General features: G+C 69.9%; 21 protein-coding genes. 10 read left to right on the top strand and 11 right to left on the bottom strand.

What is annotated here, in order from left to right; all coding sequences use genetic code 11:
- The first annotated feature begins 109 nt into the window (after positions 1 to 109).
- Complete coding sequence (locus FEI13_RS07485; RefSeq protein WP_138180925.1) at positions 110 to 1,318, top strand: MFS transporter; 1,209 nt, start codon at positions 110 to 112, stop codon at positions 1,316 to 1,318.
- A gap of 73 nt (positions 1,319 to 1,391) precedes the next feature.
- On the opposite strand, the gene FEI13_RS07480 is transcribed toward FEI13_RS07485, so the two are convergent.
- The 5 genes from FEI13_RS07480 to FEI13_RS07460 form a co-directional block, all read right to left on the bottom strand.
- Positions 1,392 to 2,246 (bottom strand): universal stress protein, encoded by an 855-nt coding sequence (locus FEI13_RS07480; RefSeq protein WP_138180924.1) that lies wholly within the window; start codon positions 2,244 to 2,246, stop codon positions 1,392 to 1,394.
- A 62-nt stretch (positions 2,247 to 2,308) separates the two neighbouring features.
- Complete coding sequence (locus tag FEI13_RS07475; RefSeq protein ID WP_138180923.1) at positions 2,309 to 3,799, bottom strand: SulP family inorganic anion transporter; 1,491 nt, start codon at positions 3,797 to 3,799, stop codon at positions 2,309 to 2,311.
- Positions 3,800 to 4,228: 429 nt separating this feature from the next.
- Positions 4,229 to 5,032, bottom strand: a complete 804-nt coding sequence (locus FEI13_RS07470; RefSeq protein ID WP_138180922.1) for a slipin family protein — start codon at positions 5,030 to 5,032, stop codon at positions 4,229 to 4,231.
- Between the two features lie 58 nt (positions 5,033 to 5,090).
- Entirely contained in the window at positions 5,091 to 6,599 is a 1,509-nt protein-coding gene (locus FEI13_RS07465; RefSeq protein ID WP_138180921.1) for an NfeD family protein, read from the bottom strand.
- Positions 6,600 to 6,831: 232 nt separating this feature from the next.
- A complete protein-coding gene (locus FEI13_RS07460; protein ID WP_138180920.1) occupies positions 6,832 to 7,473 on the bottom strand; it encodes a hypothetical protein in 642 nt (213 codons plus the stop codon).
- Positions 7,474 to 7,686: 213 nt separating this feature from the next.
- Here FEI13_RS07460 and FEI13_RS07455 point away from each other — a divergent pair, with 213 nt between their 5' ends.
- The 4 genes from FEI13_RS07455 to FEI13_RS19430 are packed head-to-tail and all read left to right on the top strand — an operon-like array spanning position 7,687 to position 12,428.
- Positions 7,687 to 8,775: a phosphotransferase gene (locus FEI13_RS07455; protein WP_138180919.1), complete on the top strand. Its 1,089-nt coding sequence runs from the start codon at positions 7,687 to 7,689 to the stop codon at positions 8,773 to 8,775.
- A 56-nt stretch (positions 8,776 to 8,831) separates the two neighbouring features.
- A complete protein-coding gene (locus FEI13_RS07450) occupies positions 8,832 to 10,067 on the top strand; it encodes an ABC transporter substrate-binding protein (protein WP_138180918.1) in 1,236 nt (411 codons plus the stop codon).
- Positions 10,068 to 10,116: 49 nt separating this feature from the next.
- Entirely contained in the window at positions 10,117 to 11,796 is a 1,680-nt protein-coding gene (locus FEI13_RS07445) for an ABC transporter permease (RefSeq protein WP_138180954.1), read from the top strand.
- Positions 11,793 to 12,428, top strand: coding sequence for an ATP-binding cassette domain-containing protein (locus FEI13_RS19430; protein WP_240036466.1), 636 nt, complete (start codon positions 11,793 to 11,795; stop codon positions 12,426 to 12,428). The genes FEI13_RS07445 and FEI13_RS19430 overlap by 4 nt, the downstream gene beginning before the upstream one ends.
- Positions 12,429 to 13,194: 766 nt before the next feature.
- Here the strand turns inward: FEI13_RS19430 and FEI13_RS07430 are convergent.
- Both FEI13_RS07430 and FEI13_RS07425 read right to left on the bottom strand, forming a co-directional pair.
- Positions 13,195 to 13,746: a hypothetical protein gene (locus tag FEI13_RS07430; protein ID WP_138180915.1), complete on the bottom strand. Its 552-nt coding sequence runs from the start codon at positions 13,744 to 13,746 to the stop codon at positions 13,195 to 13,197.
- Entirely contained in the window at positions 13,743 to 14,789 is a 1,047-nt protein-coding gene (locus FEI13_RS07425) for a DUF3179 domain-containing protein (protein WP_138180914.1), read from the bottom strand. Before FEI13_RS07425 ends, FEI13_RS07430 begins: the two co-directional genes overlap by 4 nt.
- Positions 14,790 to 14,973: 184 nt before the next feature.
- On the opposite strand from FEI13_RS07425, the gene FEI13_RS07420 reads away from it, so the two are divergent.
- From FEI13_RS07420 to FEI13_RS07405, 4 genes are all read left to right on the top strand, one after another.
- The gene (locus FEI13_RS07420) at positions 14,974 to 15,666 is read left to right on the top strand and encodes a TIGR04283 family arsenosugar biosynthesis glycosyltransferase (RefSeq protein WP_138180913.1); all 693 of its coding nucleotides are present in this window, start codon (positions 14,974 to 14,976) and stop codon (positions 15,664 to 15,666) included.
- Positions 15,656 to 16,354 carry a TIGR04282 family arsenosugar biosynthesis glycosyltransferase gene (locus FEI13_RS07415; protein WP_138180912.1) on the top strand — a complete coding sequence of 233 codons (699 nt, stop codon included), beginning with the start codon at positions 15,656 to 15,658 and terminating at the stop codon, positions 16,352 to 16,354. The genes FEI13_RS07420 and FEI13_RS07415 overlap by 11 nt, the downstream gene beginning before the upstream one ends.
- Before the next feature lie 182 nt (positions 16,355 to 16,536).
- Positions 16,537 to 17,115 (top strand): sigma-70 family RNA polymerase sigma factor, encoded by a 579-nt coding sequence (locus tag FEI13_RS07410; protein WP_138180911.1) that lies wholly within the window; start codon positions 16,537 to 16,539, stop codon positions 17,113 to 17,115.
- Complete coding sequence (locus tag FEI13_RS07405) at positions 17,112 to 17,306, top strand: zf-HC2 domain-containing protein (RefSeq protein WP_138180910.1); 195 nt, start codon at positions 17,112 to 17,114, stop codon at positions 17,304 to 17,306. Before FEI13_RS07410 ends, FEI13_RS07405 begins: the two co-directional genes overlap by 4 nt.
- Position 17,307: 1 nt before the next feature.
- Here FEI13_RS07405 and FEI13_RS07400 read toward each other — a convergent pair whose 3' ends face one another.
- Positions 17,308 to 17,766, bottom strand: a complete 459-nt coding sequence (locus FEI13_RS07400; RefSeq protein WP_240036465.1) for a DUF302 domain-containing protein — start codon at positions 17,764 to 17,766, stop codon at positions 17,308 to 17,310.
- A gap of 251 nt (positions 17,767 to 18,017) precedes the next feature.
- Between FEI13_RS07400 and FEI13_RS07395 the strand changes: the two genes are divergently transcribed.
- A complete protein-coding gene (locus FEI13_RS07395) occupies positions 18,018 to 18,725 on the top strand; it encodes a DUF3047 domain-containing protein (RefSeq protein ID WP_166462124.1) in 708 nt (235 codons plus the stop codon).
- Between the two features lie 6 nt (positions 18,726 to 18,731).
- Here FEI13_RS07395 and FEI13_RS07390 read toward each other — a convergent pair whose 3' ends face one another.
- From FEI13_RS07390 to FEI13_RS19065, 3 genes are read right to left on the bottom strand one after another with little or no spacing between them, the layout of a single operon-like run.
- Positions 18,732 to 19,100 carry a hypothetical protein gene (locus FEI13_RS07390; RefSeq protein ID WP_138180908.1) on the bottom strand — a complete coding sequence of 123 codons (369 nt, stop codon included), beginning with the start codon at positions 19,098 to 19,100 and terminating at the stop codon, positions 18,732 to 18,734.
- Positions 19,101 to 19,144: 44 nt separating this feature from the next.
- Positions 19,145 to 19,633 (bottom strand): DUF302 domain-containing protein, encoded by a 489-nt coding sequence (locus FEI13_RS07385; protein WP_240036464.1) that lies wholly within the window; start codon positions 19,631 to 19,633, stop codon positions 19,145 to 19,147.
- Positions 19,634 to 19,638: 5 nt separating this feature from the next.
- A complete protein-coding gene (locus FEI13_RS19065; RefSeq protein WP_158294525.1) occupies positions 19,639 to 20,250 on the bottom strand; it encodes a DinB family protein in 612 nt (203 codons plus the stop codon).
- Between the last annotated feature and the right edge of the window lie 98 nt (positions 20,251 to 20,348).

The raw sequence follows: 20,348 nt of genomic DNA, 5'->3' as shown, positions 1-20,348 counted from the left end.
CTGATAACCTAGGACGCTTTCGGCCGCTCGGCCTCAGCGGTTCCATCTTGCCACTGCAGGCCTGCGGCCGCACGCCCGTCTTGCCTGTCACGACAATCCGGAGGTCATCATGGGCTACCGCATCCTGCTGCGAGATCATCGCGGGCTGCTGAGCATCGCCTTCCTGGCGATGTTCTCCTCGAGCCTGGGTCAGAGCTTCTTCATCGGGCTCTTCCAGGCGCCGATCTCGGCCCGCCTGGGTCTCAGCGCCGGACAGTTCGGCACCGCCTATGCCCTGGTCACCCTGGCGGCCGGCTTCGCCATGCTGCGCGCCGGTCCGCTGCTCGACTGGGTGGCGCCGCGACGCTTCGCCCTGGCGGTGCTCGGCGGCCTGCTCACCGGGGTCGCGCTGCTCACTCTCTCACCCTGGTGGCTCCTGGGGGTGTTGGGGCTCGGGCTGGTTCGCCTGTGCGGCCAGGGCATGATGACGCATCTGGGCAACACCCTGGCCGGCCGCGAGTTCGAGAGTCTGCGTGGCCGGGCCCTGGGCCTCACCGGCATGGGCATCATGCTGGGCGAGACGCTGCTGCCCCCGCTGATGGCGGCCCTGCTGGTGTGGCTGGGCTGGCGGCAGCTGTGGTGGCTGTTCGCGCTGGTCCTGGCGCTGCTGTGGGTGCCACTGCTGCTGCGCGGCCCCTGGCCGGCGGCGCCTGGCCAGCGCCCGGTGCGCGGTGAGCGCCGCCATGGCCCACGCCCCTTCCGCGAGGCGCGCTTCTGGCAGCTGCTACCGCTGCTGATGATCCTGCCGGTGACCATGACTGGGCTCTTCATTTACCAGGCGCGCATGACCGAGGACCTGGGCAGCTCGCTCGCCGTCTATGCCCTGGCCCTGACCGGCATGGGCATCGCCAAGCTGCCCGGCGCCCTGCTGGGCGGACGCTGGGTCGACCGCCTGGGGCCGGTTCGCCTGGCCCGGCTCTACCTGCTGCCGTTCGCCCTGGCCCTGGCGCTGGCCATCACCCTCGGCGGCCACCTCGGTATCTGGGCGCTGATGGTCGGCGGCGGGCTCGCCATGGGGGCCCAGGAGTCCATCGCCACCAGCCTGCTGGTGCGTCTGTGGGGCGCCGAGCACCTGGGCACGGTGCGCGCCACCCTGAGCGCCGCCATGGTCTTCTCCACCGGCATCGCCCCGGCCCTGCTGGGCGTGGCGCTGGATCTCGGCGCCTCCTTCTCCCATGTCTTGATCGGCATGCTGGCCTTCCTGGTCATCGGCTGGATGCTGGCCCAGGGGGTGCTGGCGAGTCCCGAGGCCCGGGGCTGCGACGCGATCCCGGGGTGAGACCCGCCAGGGGCTGACACGACGACGCCGGCCCAAGGGCCGGCGTCGTCGTGTCGGGCGGGGAGGCGCGCGATCAGCGCAGCAGCAGTACCGGCAGGCTGGTGCGACGCAGCATGGTGGTGGTAGTGCTGCCGACCAGCAGGTGGCGCACCCGCGAGTGGCCGTAGGCGCCCATCACCAGCAGGTCGATGCTGTGCTCCTGCTGGTAGCCGCGCAGGGTCTCCTCGACGTCGCCCGCACGGATCGCCCCCTCGGCCTCGTGACCGGCCTCGCGCAGGGTCGAGAGTGCCCACTCGAGCTGCGAACGATTGTCGCCGGTCTCGGCGCCGACGATGACCACGTGGCAGGTGATGCCGTTGAACAGCGGGCTCTTGGCTAGCATCTCGACCCCCTTGCGGGTGGTCTTGCTGCCGTCGAAGGCGATCATCACACGCTCGGGGCGCGTGAAGGTCTCCGGCACCATCAGGATCGGCCGGTGCAGGGTGCGCACCACCCGCTCGAGGTTGGAGCCCAGGTGGTCGCTGGCCTGGTGAGCGCCCTCGCCGCGCTTGCCGATCACCAGCAGGCGCATGTCGTTCTCGAGCTCGGCCAGGGTCTCCACCAGGGTGCCGTTGCGCTGGCGGGTGGCGGGGTCCGCCACACCGTCCTCGTGGGCCCGCTCCTTGGCCGCCTTGAGCATCAGCCGGCCCTGCTCCTGGGCCACCTTGGCGCGCTGCTCGTCCAGGTGCGCCAGTTCCTCGAGCAGGTGCTCCCTGGCCCCGAGCCCAATATTCCCGGAGAGGTCCGCCTCGGCGGTCTGGGGATGGTTGTCGACCACATGCAGGAAAGTCAGCGGCGCCTCCAGCGCCAGGCTGGCCCAGGCGGCGTAGTCGCACACCCCTTCGGAAAACTGCGAGCCGTCGATGGCGGCCATCACCTGTTCTGTCATCGTCTTGTCCTGAAGCTGGCGTTTATGATCATCTTCACCTTCTACATCATCCGTCCGGCAGGTCAATGGCCGCCCATCAGCTTCTCGACGGCTTCCGGGTCGTCGTGCACCGCGTAGCGGTCGACGATGGTGGCGCTGGCCTCGTTGAGGCCGATCATCTCCACCTCGGTGCCCTCGCGACGGAACTTGATCACGATACGGTCCAGCGCCTGGACGGCGGTGATGTCCCAGAAGTGGGCGCGTGAGAGGTCGATGGTGACCTTCTCCACCGTCTCCTTGAAGTCGAAGGCGTTACCGAAGCGCTCGGAGGAGGCGAAGAACACCTGGCCCACGACCGTATAGACCCGCGCATTGCCCTCGTCGGCCTCCTCGCTGCCGATGTAGAGGATGTTGCCGACCTTGTTGGCGAAGTTCATGGCCGCAAGCAGCACGCCGACGAAGACGCCGATGGCCAGGTTATGGGTGCCCACGGTCACCACCACGGTGGCCACCATCACCATGTTGGTGCTCATCGGGTGCTTCTTGAGGTCCTTGATGGAGCTCCAGCTGAAGGTGCCGATGGCGACCATGATCATCACCGCCACCAGGGCCGCCATGGGAATCTGGGAGACCCAGTCGGACAGGAACACCACCATCATCAGCAGCGCCACGCCGGCGATCAGGGTCGACATACGACGGCGGCCGCCCGACTTGATGTTGATCACCGACTGGCCGATCATCGCGCAGCCGGCCATGCCACCGAGCAGGCCGGCGCCGAGGTTGGCGATGCCTTGGCCCTTGCACTCGCGGTTCTTGTCGCTCTGGGTGTCGGTCAGGTCGTCAATGATGGTGGCGGTCATCATCGACTCGAGCAGGCCCACCACGGCCAGCATCAGCGAGGTGGGCAGGATGATCATCAGCGTCTCGAGGTTGAGCGGCACCTCGGGCCACAGGAAGACCGGCAGGCTGTCCGGCAGCTCGCCCATGTCGCCGACGCTGCGGATCTCCATGCCGGTGAGCATGTAGACGGCGGTCAACACCAGGATGCAGACCAGCGGCGAAGGCAGCAGCTTGCCCACCTTCGGCAGGTAGGGGAAGCCGTAGATGATCGCCAGGCCGGCCAGCGTCATGGCATACACATGCCAGGTCACGTCGGTCAACTCCGGCAGCTGGGCCATGAAGATCAGGATCGCCAGGGCGTTGACGAAGCCCGTCACCACCGAGCGCGACACGAAGCGCATCAGCTCGGCGAGCCTGAGATACCCCGCCAGTATCTGGAAGACGCCGGTCAGCAGGGTCGCGGCCAGCAGGTACTCCAGGCCGTGCTCCTTGACCAGGGTGATCATCAGCAGCGCCATGGCCCCGGTGGCCGCCGAGATCATGCCCGAACGCCCGCCGGTGAAGGCGATGATCACGCAGATCGCAAAGGAGGCGTAGAGGCCGACCTTGGGGTCGACGCCGGCGATGATGGAGAAGGCGATGGCCTCGGGGATCAGCGCCAGGGCGACGACGATGCCCGCGAGGGTGTCGCCCTTGAGGTTGGAGAACCAACTCAGTTTCATTTTTTCGTACATGCTGCGGTCCAGTCAGGGGGGTGATGGTTGGGCCGTGAGGCGTCGGGATCCTGGCGTGCACATGCCCTCACCGGCGCCCCGGTTGGGCGCGATTGCCGATGGCAGGCTCAGGAGAAGGCGGAAATCACAAGCAAGATGGCGCACAGGGGCGCCCGGGACATCATCATGATGTCGAGCGATGACGCACCGAAGCCGGTGGCATCGCCGGGAGATAGGAGAGGAGCGCTAGGGCGGCGTGGCCAGCCCTGCCGGGGGAGTCATCATGTTTTGCTGGTTCCCTTGCTCTACATCAAGGATGCACCATCAGACGAAGGTCCAGTGGGTGCCTGCGACAAGAGCGCAGGATTCTAGCAGAGATGCCGCGGCGCTGCACCCGGCCCGCCGCGGCCGGAAGGCCGCGACGGATGCCCCGGATCTCGGCGTGGAGGGTCAGGAGGCGTCGGTATCGTCCGGCGTGGCCCCGCCGGTACGGGCCCTGGCCGCGGGGGAGGCCTTCATTTGCCGGAAGGCTTCCACCAGATCGATAGGCAGCGGCACCACGATCGTCGAGGCATTCTTGTTGCTCATGTCGCTCATGGTCTGCAGATAGCGCAGCTGCAGCGCGGCGGAGTTCTCGGACATCACGTTGGCCGCCTCGACCAGCTTCTTGGAGGCCTGCAGCTCGCCCTCAGCGTGGATCACCTTGGCGCGGCGCTCGCGCTCGGCCTCGGCCTGGCGGGCGATGGCACGAATCATGCTCTCGTCGAGGTCGACGTGCTTGATCTCCACGTTGGCCACCTTGATGCCCCAGCTCTCGGCGGAGCTGTCGATGATCTCCTGGATGTCGTCATTGAGCTTGTCACGCTCGGAGAGCATCTCGTCCAGGTCGTGCTTGCCGAGCACCGAGCGCAGCGTGGTCTGGGCCAGCTGGCTGGTGGCGTTGACGAAATTCTCCACCTGGATGATCGCCTTCTCCGGATCCACTACCCGGAAGTAGAGCACCGCGTTGACCTTGACGGTGACGTTGTCCTGGGAGATGACGTCCTGCTCCGGGACGTCCATGGTGATCACCCGCAGGTCGACCACCACCATCTTCTGGATGCCGGGGATGATGATCAGCAGGCCCGGCCCCTTGACCGCCTGGAAGCGGCCGAGGAAGAACACCACCCCGCGCTTGTACTCGGGCAGGATGCGGATCGAGGCCGCCAGCAGCATGATCAGCAGGACGACCGGAACGAGGTAGGAAAGCAGCATGGTGTCGGCTCCTTGGTTGGGCCGGACGATGCGGATCATCGACCGTGCCGGGTGGGCCTCAGGACGATGAGGCCAGCGGTTCGACTTCCAGAGTCAGACCGTCGACCGCGGTGACGCGGACCGACTGCCCGCGGGCGAGCGGTTCGGGGCTGCGCGCCCGCCAACGCTCGCCCATCAGCCGCACGTGGCCCTGGTCGGTGAAATCCTCGAGGACCAGCGCCTCGCTGCCGACCAGCTCCTCCTGGCCGATGCGCGGCGGGCGACGCCGCAGGCCGATGAAGCGGGTCATGACCCACAGCATCAGGCCCGCCGCGAGCAGCGCGATGCCGCCGATCATCGGCAGCGAGATGTTCAGGGTATCCGCGTCCATCAGTATCACCGATCCGATCACGAAGGCGACGATGCCGCCGATGCCGAGAATGCCGAAACTGGGCATCATTGCCTCGCCCACGATCAGCCCCAGTCCCACCAGGATCAGCGCCAGTCCGGCGTAGTTGACCGGCAGCACCTGGAAGGCGAACAGCGCCAGCAGCAGCGAGATGATACCGATGGTGCCCGGCACCAGGCTGCCCGGGTTAGAGAGCTCGAAGATCAGTCCGTAGAAGCCGATGATCATCAGGAAGTAGGCGACGTTGGGGTTGGTGATCACGGCCAGCAGCTCGGTGCGCCAGTCCGGATCGAAGCGCTCGACGACCAGCTCCGCGGTGGAAAGGGTGCGCTCCCCGTCGTCCATTACCACGCTGCGCCCGTCGAGCTGGGCGAGCAGGTCGTCCAGGTCGCTGGCCACCACCTCGATGACGTTCTGCTCGAGCGCCTCCCGGGCGGTGAGGTTGACCGCCTCGCGCACCGCCCGCTCGGCCCAGTCGGCATTGCGGCCGTGGCGCTCGGCCAGCGAGCGGATATAGGCGACGGCATCCTCCAGCACCTTGCGCTCCATGGCCGTCTCGCCGCGGCGCTTGGCCGGCGCTTGCTCGGCCTCTTCCCCTGCCGCGGCCGTCTCGCCCGTCTCGGTCACCTCGGTGTCGTCCGTCTGGCCGTCGGCGGAGTCCTGCGCGGCCTCATCCGGTTGCGACTCAGATACGGATTCAGGCTCTGGCTCTGGCTCTGGCTCACCCAGGCCCGGCAGCCCGCCGCCCCCGCCGATCTGCACGGGGGTAGCCGAGCCGAGGTGGGTGGCCGGCGCCATGGCCGCCACGTGGCTGGCGTAGAGCAGGTAGGTGCCGGCACTGGCGGCCCGCGCCCCCGCCGGCGAGACGTAGAGGGCGACCGGTACGGGGGAGGTGAGCATGGTGCGGATCATCGCGCGCATCGAGGCGTCGAGCCCGCCGGGGGTATCCATCTGCACCACGACGAGCTCGACATCACGCTCTTCGGCCAGTTCCAGGCCGCGCTGAAAGTAGTCGTCGATGGCCGGCCCGATGGCGCCGTCGATGGTCATCACCAGGGCGGCACGCTCACCCTGCTGTGCCTGAGCCTGCCAGGCCAGCAGCGCACCGAGCGCCAGGCACAGCAGACTTGCCAGCATCAGGATGCGCCCGGTCATGCCCCTGCGATCTGGATTCGTCATCTGCTGCCCACCCTCGAACGCCTCTCCCTGAGAACCCCATCGGGTCACAGTGGTTCAGTCTTTGCCGATATCAGCGTAGGCAGTGGACCCGTGGGCGGCAAACAGCCTGCCTCCGATCGAAGGGCAGGAGATGCCCTCGTTGCAGGCCGCCGGGCCCGCCAGCTGGCGGGCCCGGGGACGAAGGCAGAGAGCAAAGGGAGGAGATGAGCGCCTTCAGCGCCGCAGGCCGGGCTCAGAGGTCGTGGGGCTCGCCGGCGAAGCGCTTCTGCACCTCCACCATGTAGGCCGCCAGAGACGTCAGCGCCTCGCCGCCCCACTCGAGCGGCTGGGCCGCCATCGGCGCCACCATGCAGATCTGCACCATCTCGTCGGCGTGCACTTCTGACATGCCGAACTGGTTGGCGGCCATCGCCACCCGATGGGGGAAGGGCTGTTCGAATGTCGGGTTGTAGCCCATGTCCTGACCGTCACTGCCGTGGCAGCTCGCGCAGGCAAGGCCATTGCTGCTCAGGGAGGTGTCGTAATAGAGCGCCTCGCCGCGGGCCAGCATCTCCTGGGGATTGTCGCCGGTCTCGCTGTAGGCCGGCGAATACCCCTCGGGCCTGGCCACTGCGGCGCCGTCGCCGCCCTCGGCTTCGCCTTCCGCCTCGGCTTCGGCTTCGGCTTCGGCTTCACCTTCTGCCTCGGTGTGATAGCTGGCCAGCAGCAGGGGGGCCTCGTCCAAGGCGGAGAAAGCCGCCGCGCCCGGATCAGCGCCCGGCGCGGCATGCAGCGCGGCACCGCCCGCCACCAGCGCCAGCAGCGGGGCCGTGTAGGCCAGTTGCCGACTCAAGCGGCCCAGCAGCCTGCGGCGTTGTTCGTCGTGCTGTGACATGATTTCACCCTCCGTTGTGCTTGTTCGAGATGCGGCGCAGACGCCGACGGTGCATCCGCGCTACCGTTGAGTCGCCCCAGGCGGCGCAGGCTTACAGCCGCGGCGCCGCCGAGCACTCCGATCGCGCAGGAGGGCCGCCCGCCGGGGACCGTGTAAGGAAACTCCCCCCCGCGCGACCATCGATGAACCATCGTCCCACCATCAAGGAGCGTCATGCCGGACACCGCCTCTCGCCCCGACACGCCATGGGCCCCATCGACCCTTTGCGGTCCGCTGGCCAGGGCTCTGACCCGCGCCGGCCTCGACGCGGGCATCGCGGCCCTGCAGCCGATGGCCGACACGGGCCTCGCCCACTACCACGTATGGCTCGACCGGGAGGGGGCCGACTGGGTGGCGCGACTGCCGAAGCAGAGCCAGATGCGCCTCGACCCCGCCGCCAACCTCGCCTACCAGGCGGCCTGCTTCACCCGCGCCAGCCGGGGCGGCCACGCCCCCCCGCTGCACGGGCTGCTGCCGCCCGGCCCGGAGCTTCCCCGCGGCGGACTCTTGGTCAGCGCCATCCGCGGCCGCCCGGCGCGCCTGCCGGAAGACCTGCCGCGCATCGCCGAGGCACTGGCCAGCATCCACGGGCTGGCGGTGCCGAACGCCGAGGCCCGCGCGCCGCTACTCTCCCCCGCCGATCCCTGGGCCGCGATGCGCGAGGAGGTGGGCGAGCAGGCCCGCTTCCTCGAGCAGGCCGAGCTGGCGGGCGAGGCTCGCCGCCTGATCGAGGACGAGCTGGCCACCCTGCCCCGGCAATTGCCGCCGGGGCCCGGCGCCGAGCCCCGACTGATCAGCTTCGATGCCCACCCCGGCAACTTCCTGGTCACCGAGGCCGGTCGCGCGGTGCTGGTGGACCTGGAGAAGTGCCGCTACGGCCTGGTCGGCTTCGACCTGGCCCATGCCAGCCTCTATACCTCCACCACCTGGGACCTGACGAGTCGCGCCGAGCTGACCCCCGCCGAGGTAGCCGCCTTCTATCGCCACTGGATCGAGGCCACGGGCTATGAGGGCGAGGTCGAGACCCTGCTGGCGTGCCGGCGCGCCATGTGGCTCTGGTCGCTGACCTGGTGCGCCAAGTGGCGGACCAGCCATCGGCGCCCCCAAGACCGCCAGGGCCGCAGCGAGGACTGGTCCGAGGAGCTGAGCGACGACGCCCTGATCGCCCATGTGCGCGACCGCGTCGATCACTACCTCTCGGTGGCCGCCATCGAGCACGTGCGCCGCGAGCGTCGTGAACTGCAACGCCTCCTCTTGCCCTGACGCGCCGCAAGACCCGGCTCACCCTCCTGTCCATACTTATTAAGAGGAACCCCAAGATGCGCGCACTCTCTCCCCGGTTCGCCGCCCTGCTGCCGGCCCTGCTGACGAGTACGGGCCTTTTGGCCGCCCCCGATCCGGCCGACTGGGACGCCGTGCTCGATGAGGCCCGCGGTCAGACGGTCTACTGGTACGCCTGGGCCGGCGATCAGCGTACCAACGACTACCTCGATTGGGTGGCCGGGCGGGTCGACGAACGCTTCGGCATCGACCTCGAGCACGTCAAGATCGGCAATACTGCCGAGGCGGTCTCCCGGGTGCTGGCGGAGAAGCAGGCCGGCAATGATGACGCCGGCAACGTCGACCTGATCTGGATCAACGGCGAGAACTTCGCCGCCATGAAGGCCAACGACCTGCTGTTCGGCCCCTTCGCCCGCGCGCTGCCTAACTTCGCCCTGACCCACCCGGCGGATCACCCCGAGGTGGTCACCGACTTCACCCTGCCTACCGAGGGCTACGAGTCGCCCTGGGGCCGGGCACAGATCACCTATTACTATGATCGTGACGCGTTCCGCGGGGATAGCGACGCGCGCGAGACGCCGCCCCAGGACATCGACGAGCTGCTGGCCTGGGCCCGCGCAAACCCGGGGCGCTTCACCTACCCGCGGATTCCCGACTTCACCGGCAGCACCTTCCTCAAGCAGGCGCTGATCGAGCTCACCGACCAGAACGAGGCGCTCTACGCGCCGGTCGAGGAGAGCGACTTCGCGGCCGTCACCGCCCCGCTGTGGGAGTACCTGGACACCCTGCACCCCCACCTGTGGCGCAGCGGCCGGCAGTTTCCCGCCAGCGGCCCCGAGATGCGCAGCCTGATGGGCGACGGCGCGCTCACGCTTGCCTTCACTTTCATTCCCTCGGAGCCGGCCGCGGCGGTGGCCGACTACGAGCTGCCCCAAAGCACCCGCAGCTACGTGCCGGAAAGCGGCACCCTGGGCAACGTGCACTTCGTCGCGATCCCCTTCAACTCGCCCCATAAGGCCGGCGCCATGGTGGTCGCCGACTACCTGCTCTCCCCGGAAGCCCAGGCGACCAAGCAGGACCTCGACGTCTGGGGCGATCGCACCGTGCTCGACGTGGCTAGCCTCGATGACGACACCCGGGCGCTGTTCGACCTGGACCAGCAGAACCCGGCAATGCTGCCGGCGGGCGCCCTCGAGCGCACCCTGCCCGAGCCGCATCCCAGCTGGATGACCGCGCTGCAGGATGCCTGGCAGGCCCGCTACGTCGGTCAATGATGGCAAGCGCTAGCGCCCCGCACGCGGGCGAGGCGGGGCCGGCCCGATGATGCTGCGCCTGGCTCCCGTACTGATCGTCACCCTGCTGGTCGCACCAATCCTGGCGGGCCTGGCCATGGCGCTGCTGCCGGCCTTCGGCTACCTGCCGGCACTCGGCGGCGAGGCCTTCTCGCTGGCCCCCTGGCAGGCGCTGGCCGCCCAGCCGGGCATCGCTCGCTCGGTCGCCATCAGCCTGGCCAGCGGACTGGTTGCCACCACCCTGTCGCTGGCGGTGGTACTACTCTACCTGGCCACGGCGACGGGCAGCCGACTGGATCGCTGGATCCGCCGACTGGTCTCACCGCTGCTCTCCATTCCCCACGCCGCCGCGGCCTTCGGGCTGGCCTTCCTGATCGCCCCCTCGGGGCTGCTCGCGCGGCTGACATCGCCGTCGCTGACCGGCTGGGAGCGCCCGCCGGACCTGCTGATCGTCCAGGACCCCTGGGGGCTCTCGCTGATCGCGGGGCTGGTGATCAAGGAGGTGCCCTTCCTGCTGCTGATGAGCCTGGCGGCGCTGCCCCAGCTCGACGCCGAGCACCGCGTGGCCATGGCCCGCTCGCTGGGCTACCGGCCCGCCATCGCCTGGCTCAAGGTGGTGGCGCCGGCCCTCTACCCGCTGATCCGCCTGCCGGTGTTCGCGGTCATCGCCTACGCCTCCTCGGTGGTGGACGTGGCGATGATCCTCGGCCCGACCCTGCCGCCGACGCTGGCCGTGTCGATCCTCACCTGGTTCCACGACCCCGACCTCGACCAGCGCTTCCTGGCCTCGGCCGGCGCGATCCTGCAGCTCGGCGTCACCGCCACGGCGCTGCTGGCCTGGTGGGGGCTGGAACGGCTCGCGACCCGGCTGATGGCGGGCTGGATCGCCCGCGGCGGAAGGCGCCGCGGCGAGACCGGCCTGCGCCTCGCCGGCAAGCTCCCGATCCTGCTCGCCACGGGCATCGCCTTCGCCGGGCTCGGCGGCCTGGCGATCTACTCCGTGGCGGGGTTCTGGCGGTTTCCCGATGCCCTGCCCCAGAGCGTGACGCTGGATCACTGGGCCCAGGCGCTGCCCGCCCTCGGCGGTCCGCTCGCCTCGACGGCGCTGATCGCGCTGGGCTCGACCCTGCTCGCCGCGATCCTGGTGCTGGCGGCCCTGGAAAACGAGCAGCGCACCGGGCGCACCGCCTCGAAGGCGCTATGGCTGCTCTACCTGCCGCTGATCGTGCCCCAGATCGCCTTCCTGTTCGGCCTGGTGGTGGTGATGGAACAGCTCGGCACCCGGCCGACCCACGGCCTGATCATCTTCGGCCACCTGCTGTTCGTGCTGCCCTACGTCTTCCTGTCGCTCTCGGAGGCCTACCGGCGGATCGACCCGCGCTGGACGCAGCTGGCCCTGACGCTCGGCGCCTCGCGCAACGCCGTCTTCTGGCGAGTCCGGCTGCCGATGCTGCTGGCCCCCCTGCTCACCGCCTGTGCGGTGGGCCTGGCGGTGAGCATCGGCCAGTACCTGCCCACCCAGCTGCTGGGCGCGGGACGGGTGACCACCGTCACCACCGAGGCGGTCTCGCTGGCCGCCGGCGGTAACCGCCGGGTGATCGGGGTCTGGGCCCTGGTCCAGGCCTGCCTGCCGCTGGTGGGCTTCGTGATCGCCATCGGCCTGCCGAAGTTGCTATGGTCCCACCGCCGCGGCATGCAGGGAGCCCCTTGAACACGCCCCATCGACTCGAACTTCGCGACGTCCGGATCCACCTGGGCGACAAGACGCTGGTCGCGCTCGACACCGAGATCGCCCCGGGCGAGGTGCTCACCGTCATGGGCCCTTCCGGCTCGGGCAAGTCGACCCTGCTCGCCTACTTGGCCGGCTTCCTGGCCCCCGAGTTCCAGGCCGGCGGCCGGGTGCTGCTGGACGGCCGCGACATCACCGCCCTGCCCGCCGAGCGCCGCGGCATCGGCCTGCTGTTCCAGGATCCGCTGCTCTTCCCCCACCTCTCGGTGGCCGGCAACCTGCGCTTCGGCCTGCCCCGCGCCGGCGCCGACAAGGCCGCCCGGATCGAGCAGGCCCTCGCCCGCATCGGGCTTGCCGGCTTCGGCGAGCGCGACCCGGCCACCCTCTCCGGCGGACAGAAGGCGCGCGTCGCCCTGATGCGCCTGCTGCTCTCGGCGCCCTGCGCGGTGCTACTCGACGAGCCCTTCTCGAAGCTCGACACCCACCTGCGTCAGGCGATGCGCCGGCTGGTGTTCGAGCGCCTGCGCGAGGCCGGCCTGCCGAGCCTGCTGGTGACCCACGACCGCGAGGACGCCGAGGCGGCCGGCGGGCGGGTGATCGACCTCTCCTCCTGAACCGCCTCGCGTTCGGGTCGATCCTGCCACGTCAGGGCGTGGGGATTGAAGCCGCCAACCAGCCGCGGCTTGACGACCTCGAACCAGGGAGAGAGATCGAAGTCCCGCGGGGTGAAGAGGCTAGGGTGGCGACGTCGGAACACCCGCGAACGGCCCGCCACGGGGATCGGCAGGATCGGGTAGCGCACCGACTGGAAGGCCTCGGCGATCAGGGTCGAACAGATGGCGCGGGTCGGGTCCCCGCTACCGAGCGCCAGCATGCGCCGCCGCCAGGGCATCGGCACCGGCGGCAGCGGCAGCAGGTAGCGCGCCAGGTCGAGGATGTTGCGCATGTCGTAGCGGTGCCCCACCCGGGCACAGACGAAGGCGATCAGTCGGTCGATCTCCGCCGGGCCCAGCCCCACCGGGCGACAGATGCGCAGCGGGTAGCCGTCGAACGCCTCGAAGCCCACCACGCGCACCCCCTCCGACAGGTCCGCCTCGACGAAGCCACCGCCCCGGGCGGGCGCCGCCGCGCCCGGACAGCCACCCTCACCCACGTAGAGGGCGGCATGCGACCAGGTCGACTGCGTCAGGTACTTGATCACCGTGCTGATCCGCGACGAGCCCTCGACCAGCAGGACATCACCGGGCTTAAGACACGCCTGGATGTCCTCCTCGACGGGCTGCTGGGGGCGATGCCAGGGGCGCGGGCAGGAGAGTCAGCCCCCGAGGCCGTGGCCGCATCGATCGAGCATGGTCGACATCCCGGTCGCCCTCCCGTCGCTCATGAGGTGGAGGCGGCTAGCCGCCTGGCCAGGATGAGGAGACTGGCCAGCAGCAGCAGCGCCGCCAGCGGCAGCAGCCAGGGGAGCACCGGGATCAGGGCGCCGGCCAGCGGCAGCCCCAGCCAGATCAGCAGCATCGGCGCGCAGCAGGCGCCGCCCGCCAGCAGGGCCGGCAGCGCGGCCAGCAGGGAGCCGCCGGGCGCGCGCCAGGCACAGTGGCTCGCGCCGTGGCGCACCCGCCAGCCCAGCACGAGGTTGCCGCCCAGCAGCAAGCCGAGCCCCAGGGCCAGCAGGGTATTGAGCGGGCTGAAGGTCCAGATCCAGGGGCCGGCCTCGATCAGTCCCACCGGCTCGAAATAGAGCGGGCCGCGCGCCTGCCAGACCCGCTCCCAGGCGGGGAAGCGCGCGGCGAGCCCTCCTTCACCGCCGGGGCCGAGATCGCCGATCACCCAGAGATAGAGCCCGGCATAGGCGAGCCCGATGCCCCCGATGAGTGCCGCGTCTCGGGGGCGCCCGACCAGGGCGTTGCGCAGGGCGGCGAGTGCGGTCATGGTGCGTCCTCGGCCGCCCCATAGAGCAGGGTCTCGGGATAGAAGGCCGCCCAGGCGAACCACATGGCCTCGAAGGCATTGATCGCCTCGAGCGCCTCGGTGCCGCCGCCGCTGACCCCCGCCGGGCCAAAGGTCAGTTCATCGATGCGGATCGCGACCCGCCGGGGATTGTGAAACACCCAGCCGGTCGCCAGGCCGGCGTCGGGAATCACCGTGTAGTGGCTGTCGCCGACCGCCAGGTCGATCACCGCCTCGCGGGTCACGGCGGCCGCGCCCTGGGGGGTGCGAAACCCCAGCACGCTGGCCTTGGGCGGCAGGCGACGGCTCTCGGTCATCACCGGGAAGAGCCGGCGACTCTGCGGGCGGTAGTAGCCGCGCCGCGGGGCATAGCCGCCGTAGGGATCGCGCCGGTAGTTGCGCACGTGGCCGGTCTCGCGGTTGAGCACCCGGGTCTCCGGGTGGCGCGCCTTCCAGGCGCCCCAGGTGGTCCAGACGACCCTCAGCTCGTCGAGCCTACGGCCCGTCAGGGGGCCGTCGATGGCCACGCCGAGCATCTGCGGGATCTCGCTGTCGGTGATGCGGTCGTACATGACCAGGTTGCTGTTCACCAGCCGCCCGGAGACGCCCAGCTCGGCGTCGCCGCGATGAAAGCCCAGGGCGCTGCCGGTCAGCGGGCAGTAGGTGATGCTCACGGGCCGGCCGCCCACGGTGTCGTTGACGATCTCGTGCCACACCAGGATGCGCTGGGGATAGGCGCGGGCCTCGCCGTCGAGGTAGAGGCCGATGACCCGCTCGCCCTCCTCGAGCAGGGCATCGGCTTCCGACGCCGAGTGAAAGCGGGGACGATCGATGGAGGGGATACCATCCTTGCCGGGGCCGCCGGCGCGCACCGCCTGACGGAACTCCTGCAGGGAATACGCCAGGGGCACCCGGGGCGCCTCCACGGTGGGCAGTGCCGCCCGCGCTTCTGGCAGGGGCTGTGGCAGGGGCAGTAGCAGCCATGCGGCGAACAGGATGATCGGGGAAAGACGCCACCGGGACATGGATCACCTCCCAGCGCGGCGCAGGCCGGCGCGCCGCGAGTGCCGTCGCCGTCCGGAATGGGCGGCCTTCCTTTTCAGTCGCGCGGTGCTCGACGTCCTTACGCTCGCGCTAGGATGTAAGCTGGCGGCGATTGTCCCGACTCAGGCGCGGCGACAGCGACCCACGACCACCAGGAGAGACGGCATGCCGGCGAGGCCACGGCTGAGCATCATCATCCCGACGCTGAATGAGGCCGCCATCATCGAGGCACAGCTCACCCGCCTCGCGCCCCTTCGCGCGGGCGGCGCGGAGATCCTGGTCGTCGACGGCGGCAGCCGCGACGCGACCCTGGCCCGGGCGCGCCCGCTGGCCTCGCGGGTGATCGAGAGCGAGCCCAGCCGCGCCCGGCAGATGAATGCCGGGGCCCGCGAGGCCCGCGGCCGACAGCTTTTATTCCTGCATGCCGACACGCGCCTGCCGCCGGGGGCCGAGCATGCGATCACCGAGGCGCTGGCGCACGGGCGCGCCTGGGGGCGCTTCGACGTGCGGCTGACGGGGCGGCATCCGCTGCTGGGCCCGATCGCCTTCGCCATGAACCGACGCTCGCGCTGGACGGGCATCGCCACCGGCGACCAGGGCCTGTTCATGACCTTTGATGCCTTCGCCGCCGCGGGCGGCTTTCCCGATCAGCCACTGATGGAGGACATCGAGATGTCGCGACGCCTCAAGCGGATCTCGAAGCCGGCCTGCCTGCGCGAGCGGGTGACGACCTCGGGGCGGCGCTGGGAGCAAGGCGGCGCCTGGCGCACCATCCTGCTGATGTGGCGGCTACGCTGGCGCTACTGGCGGGGCGCCTCCCCGGACGACCTGGCCCGGGCGTATCGCCATGTGCGCTGACGCCCGCGGCGACTTCCCCCTGGCGCTGCTGGCCAAGGCGCCGATCCCGGGACGGGCCAAGACGCGGCTGATCCCGGCGCTCGGCGCCGAGGGCGCCTGCCGGCTCCACGAGCGGCTGCTGCGACACGCCCTCGCCACCGCCCTCGCGGCGACCTCCCCCGAGCGCATCACCCTGTGGACGGCGCTCGAGCACGATCACCCGTTGTTCGGGGAGCTGGCCGCCCGACACGGCATCACGCTGCGCGCCCAGCCCGAGGGCGATCTGGGCGCGCGCATGTTCCACGCCCTGGCAGCCATGGACGCGCCGGGGATGCTGATCGGCAGCGACTGCCCGGCGCTGACCCCGACGCTGCTGCAGCGCTGCCGGGCGGCACTGGGCGAGGCCGAGGGCGTCTTCGTGCCGGTCGAGGATGGCGGCTACGCGCTGGTCGGCGTCCGACGCGCCGAGCGCCGCCTGTTCCGCGCCATCGACTGGGGCACGGATCGCGTCATGGCCCAGACCCGCGAGCGCGTCGAGGCGCTGGGCTGGCGACTGGCCTGCCCGGCGCGTCTCTGGGACGTCGACCGGCCCGAGGATCTCCCGCGACTGGCCCGCCTGGGCGATTCGCTCGGCATCTGCTTTTTCGACCATCGGCTCGATGAGCGTCTCGACGATCGTCTCGATGCACGTCTCGTTGATGGAAAGTGAGGCCTCGCCGCCGGGCGCGCCCTGTAAGGAACGCCGGCGAGCCGCGACCCAGCGGGGAGCCCCTATCCAGCGGAGAGTCCCTGCCCAGAGCCAGAGGAGAGTCCCTACCCGGCGGCAAATGCCAGCTGCTAGACTCTTCCCGCATCGCGGACAACAACGACGGCGGGAACAGGGGCTCATCGATGGACGAAAAGGCACATAGGTTGGAGCGACTCGCGGCGGTGAGGCCGCGCCTGGTCTCCTTCGCCCTCATGCACCTGCGGGATCGAAGCCAGGCAGAGGATGCCGTTCAGGAGGCCATGATGTCTGCCATCGAGAAGAACGACAGCTTCGCCGGACGCTCCGGCTACGAGACTTGGGTCTTCGGCATCCTCAAGTACAAGATCCTCGACACCATGCGAGTGCAGAAGCGCCAGGGCCGCTGGCAGCCCCTGGCGGACGAGAACGACGACGAGGCGATCGACCGGCAGTTCCAGCAGAACGGCCGCTGGCAGCAGGAGGCCCGTCCGCAGAGCTGGGGAGAGCCCGAGGCCGCCTTCGAGAACGAACGCTTCTGGCAGGTCTTCGACGCCTGCATGATCGCCCTGCCGGACAGCGCCGCGCGGATCTTCTCCCTGCGCGAGCTGATGGGGCTCTCCACCAAGGAGATCTGCCAGGAACTCGGCATCAAGGAGAACAACTGCTGGGTGATGCTGCATCGCGCCCGGCTCAGGCTGCGCGCCTGCATCGAGCAGGGCTGGCTGGAGGGAGACGCCTCATGATGATGTGCAAGGAGGCGACCCGCCTGATGTCGCTGCGCCAGGACCGCCCCCTCGGCTTCCAGGAAAAGCTCTCGCTGCGGCTGCACCTCGCCATGTGCGGCGCGTGCCGGGAGTGCGACCGGCAATTCACGCTGCTCCACGGCGTCGGCCGGCACTTCGACCCCGAGGAAAACGACGAGCCGCCCGCTTGAGTCAGCGGCCCGCGGCGGCGCTGGCCAGGCCCTCTAGCACGCCGGCGATCTTCTCCAGGGGCAGCTCACAGCCCTCCAGGGCGTGGCGCTCGGCCAGGTAGTGGGGGGAGTTCCACTCCAGCCGCACGCCCTCGTCGGTCTCCCTCACCACCATCTTCTGCGGCAGGTCCAGCGCCATGCTGCCCTGGCACTGCATCATCGGCGTGCCCACCGCCGGGTTGCCGAATACGAAGGTCCGGGTGGGAGGCAACGAGAGATCCACTCGCCGGGCATTGGCCGCGTGGTCGACCACGCTCATCAGGGTCAGCCCCTTCTCCTCGATCGCCGTACGCAGCCGCTGATCGACGCGCGCGAACGCATCGTCCGAATCGAGATGCATAATGCCGTGAGTCTCTGCCTGTGCGACCGGCGCCGTGGCCAGGAGCAGGCCCAGGGCCGCCCCGATCATCGCTCTCTTCATGATGTTGCTCCCTTCTTGTGATGGCCCGCTCAGCGTGGCCAACGTCCGAGGCCCTGGCAAGGCAACCTGCCGGACCGCCGTGCCGTGGCGACCCCTCTCGTGAGGGCCGATCGAGACAACCTTCGGAGCGCGCGGAAAAGCGAGTAGCATGGCAAGATGCCCCGCTACGCCCGCCTGCCGACGACGGCGTAAGGATGGCCCGGGAGCATCGACCGAGAACGGCCCCCTCGATCCCTGGAGTAACCGGCGTGATGACTCGATTCTTCCTTTCTGCCCGCCGTCTGATGCTCGCCGCGCTCGCTGCCGGACCGTTCCTGCTCGGTGCCGGCGTGGTCTTTCCCAGTACCGGACAGGCCCTTGCGGCCGATGATCTGCACTTCTCGCCCAACGAGATTCGGGACTGGTCGACACGTGTCTTCGCGGGCGAGACCGAGTACCGGGTCGTCGAACTGGACGGCACGCAGGCACTCCGGGCCCGCGCCCGCCGGCGGGCCTCGGCGAAATACCTGGAGCGCGAGATCGACCTTGGCGAGACGCCGTACCTGCAGTGGTGCTGGCGGGTCTCGGGGGTGCACGAGGGGCTCGACGAGACGCGCAAGTCGGGGGACGACTACCCGGCCAGGGTCTACGTGGCCCGCAAGACGGGGCTGCTGCCCTGGCAGGTGGAGTCGGTGAACTACGTCTGGGCCTCGCAGCAGCCGGCCGGCAGCGCCTGGCCCAACGCCTTCACCTCCCGCGCCCGGCTACTGGCGCTGCAGAGCGGCGATGCCCGGGTGGGCGAATGGGTGGCGGAGGTGCGCGACGTCGGCGCGGACTACCGGCGCCTCTTCGGCAGCCGCGCGACCCGCATCGATGGCCTGGCCCTGATGAGCGACGGCGACAACGCCGGCGTCGATGCCACAGCCTGGTTCACCCACCTGGCCTTCTCCGCCTCGCCTACGCCGCCCTCCTGTCCCTGAACGCGCTCAGTCGATGGCGACGAACAGCAGGTCGCCATAGCTCCAGATCAGGGTGCCGACCACGATAGCGAGATAGCAGACGAAGGGGATGGCGCGCCAGAAGCGCCGCACCAGCCGGGCCGGGGTACTCGAGGACACCAGCCAGTGGCGGCCGTCCGACTCGAGGCAGTCCCTCAGGTGCTTGCGGTGATACTCGACGCCGATGGAGAAGAGCACCATCAGCGCCCCGGAGCGCTGGAACCAGTGGCCGTCCCCGGTCACCAGGCTGGCGTAGGCCGAGACCATCACCGGCACCACCGCCAGCAGCATCAGCAGCGCCTCGATGAGGGTCGCCTCGCGGGAGGGAAGCGGCGGCGGTGCGGGCTCTCGTGGCATGTCGGTCTCCGGGGAGCTCACGGAACGCTGGCCGGTGCCGGTCGCTAGGGCGCGGCCTCGAGGACGCGTGCGGCGATGGCGGCAAAGCGCGTGTCGAGCTCGTCGGCGATCGTGGCGAGCTCGTCGTCGGCCTCGTCCAGGTAGGGGGCCAGCAGGTGACTCGGCGTCTTCCAGGCGAGCGTGCCGGTGCCGTCGCCTTGCTCGGTGACGTAGAAGCGCATGGGGGCCTCGATCATCGCCGGTACGCTCAGCCGCAGGATCCGCACGGCATAGTCGTTGCGAAACACCCCCACGACCCGGTTGCCAGGGAGGGTGATCCCGCGGTTCGCCGCGGCCTCGGTGGGGCCGGCCTCGGTGACCACGAACATGCCCTCGGCCTTCACCGCCTCGCGCAGGGCGCCCAGCAGTTCCGGATAGGCCAGCGACGTGGGCATCACCCGCCAGCCCTGCTCGGGCCATCGTGACTCGGCGGCCGCCGGGACGGCCAGCAGCATCGCCAGCATCAGCGCCAGCGCGCCGCTCAGGCGCCGCATGGCCCTCATCCGACACGCCTCTGCACGCCGGAAGAGGCCGCCGCTTCCCGCTGCCAGTGGCGCAGGGTGGAGGGATGCACCCCGAACGACGCCGGCAGGGCGATGCCGACCTGCTCGGCCAACAGGCCGATGATCGCCATGTGATGAACGGTGTGGCTGGCCAGGAAGGCCAGTTCACGGGCCAGGCTGGATGGCAGGGCGAGGCGCGCCTCGTCGTCCGCGAAGCCATCATGATCCGGCGCGCCGGCGTCCTGGCAATGGCGCAGGGTCAGGCGCTCGGGCGACGCCTGGCCCTGAAGCGACGAGAGCCAGGCCTCGAGGGCGACCAGGCGCCGGGCGGCCTCGTCGGGCCAAGCTTCGAGGGCCGGGTCGCGACGACGCTGCTCGTAGTCGAGGGTCTCTGCCCCCTCCTCGAGTCCGTCGATCAGCGCCTCGTAGTGGTCGATGATATGGCGAACGTGCTTGCCGAGGGTGTGACGTCCATGGACGCCGAAGACCCGGCGATAGGCCTCGGGGGCCAGGTCATCGACCAGGCTCCTCAGCTGGGCAAGCGCCAGCCGGTTCTCCTCGATGAGGCCCGGGGCGGTGCGCGATGGCAAGGTTGCGGGAGTTGACATGGTGGCTGTCCTGTCGGGTCCGTGACTGGCCCGCCCGAAAGCGGGGTGGAAGCCGGGGCCGCCACCCGTGGCAACGGCCCGGCCTCTCAGGGAAGGGG

The sequence above is a fragment of the Halomonas urmiana genome (assembly GCF_005780185.1).
Lineage (GTDB): Bacteria > Pseudomonadota > Gammaproteobacteria > Pseudomonadales > Halomonadaceae > Halomonas > Halomonas urmiana.
Note: the sequence above shows the minus strand (reverse complement) of the source record. Positions and strands in the feature narration are given on the sequence as shown.

Bases quoted from the DNA above. Each gene is read 5' to 3' on its own strand.
- FEI13_RS07485 (WP_138180925.1), top strand. From the start codon at position 110: ATGGGCTACCGCATCCTGCTGCGAGATCATCGCGGGCTGCTGAGCATC.
- FEI13_RS07480 (WP_138180924.1), bottom strand. From the start codon at position 2,246: ATGACAGAACAGGTGATGGCCGCCATCGACGGCTCGCAGTTTTCCGAA.
- FEI13_RS07475 (WP_138180923.1), bottom strand. From the start codon at position 3,799: ATGTACGAAAAAATGAAACTGAGTTGGTTCTCCAACCTCAAGGGCGAC.
- FEI13_RS07470 (WP_138180922.1), bottom strand. From the start codon at position 5,032: ATGCTGCTTTCCTACCTCGTTCCGGTCGTCCTGCTGATCATGCTGCTG.
- FEI13_RS07465 (WP_138180921.1), bottom strand. From the start codon at position 6,599: ATGACGAATCCAGATCGCAGGGGCATGACCGGGCGCATCCTGATGCTG.
- FEI13_RS07460 (WP_138180920.1), bottom strand. From the start codon at position 7,473: ATGTCACAGCACGACGAACAACGCCGCAGGCTGCTGGGCCGCTTGAGT.
- FEI13_RS07455 (WP_138180919.1), top strand. From the start codon at position 7,687: ATGCCGGACACCGCCTCTCGCCCCGACACGCCATGGGCCCCATCGACC.
- FEI13_RS07450 (WP_138180918.1), top strand. From the start codon at position 8,832: ATGCGCGCACTCTCTCCCCGGTTCGCCGCCCTGCTGCCGGCCCTGCTG.
- FEI13_RS07445 (WP_138180954.1), top strand. From the start codon at position 10,117: ATGCTGCGCCTGGCTCCCGTACTGATCGTCACCCTGCTGGTCGCACCA.
- FEI13_RS07430 (WP_138180915.1), bottom strand. From the start codon at position 13,746: ATGACCGCACTCGCCGCCCTGCGCAACGCCCTGGTCGGGCGCCCCCGA.
- FEI13_RS07425 (WP_138180914.1), bottom strand. From the start codon at position 14,789: ATGTCCCGGTGGCGTCTTTCCCCGATCATCCTGTTCGCCGCATGGCTG.
- FEI13_RS07420 (WP_138180913.1), top strand. From the start codon at position 14,974: ATGCCGGCGAGGCCACGGCTGAGCATCATCATCCCGACGCTGAATGAG.
- FEI13_RS07415 (WP_138180912.1), top strand. From the start codon at position 15,656: ATGTGCGCTGACGCCCGCGGCGACTTCCCCCTGGCGCTGCTGGCCAAG.
- FEI13_RS07410 (WP_138180911.1), top strand. From the start codon at position 16,537: ATGGACGAAAAGGCACATAGGTTGGAGCGACTCGCGGCGGTGAGGCCG.
- FEI13_RS07405 (WP_138180910.1), top strand. From the start codon at position 17,112: ATGATGATGTGCAAGGAGGCGACCCGCCTGATGTCGCTGCGCCAGGAC.
- FEI13_RS07400 (WP_240036465.1), bottom strand. From the start codon at position 17,766: ATGAAGAGAGCGATGATCGGGGCGGCCCTGGGCCTGCTCCTGGCCACG.
- FEI13_RS07395 (WP_166462124.1), top strand. From the start codon at position 18,018: ATGACTCGATTCTTCCTTTCTGCCCGCCGTCTGATGCTCGCCGCGCTC.
- FEI13_RS07390 (WP_138180908.1), bottom strand. From the start codon at position 19,100: ATGCCACGAGAGCCCGCACCGCCGCCGCTTCCCTCCCGCGAGGCGACC.
- FEI13_RS07385 (WP_240036464.1), bottom strand. From the start codon at position 19,633: ATGCGGCGCCTGAGCGGCGCGCTGGCGCTGATGCTGGCGATGCTGCTG.
- FEI13_RS19065 (WP_158294525.1), bottom strand. From the start codon at position 20,250: ATGTCAACTCCCGCAACCTTGCCATCGCGCACCGCCCCGGGCCTCATC.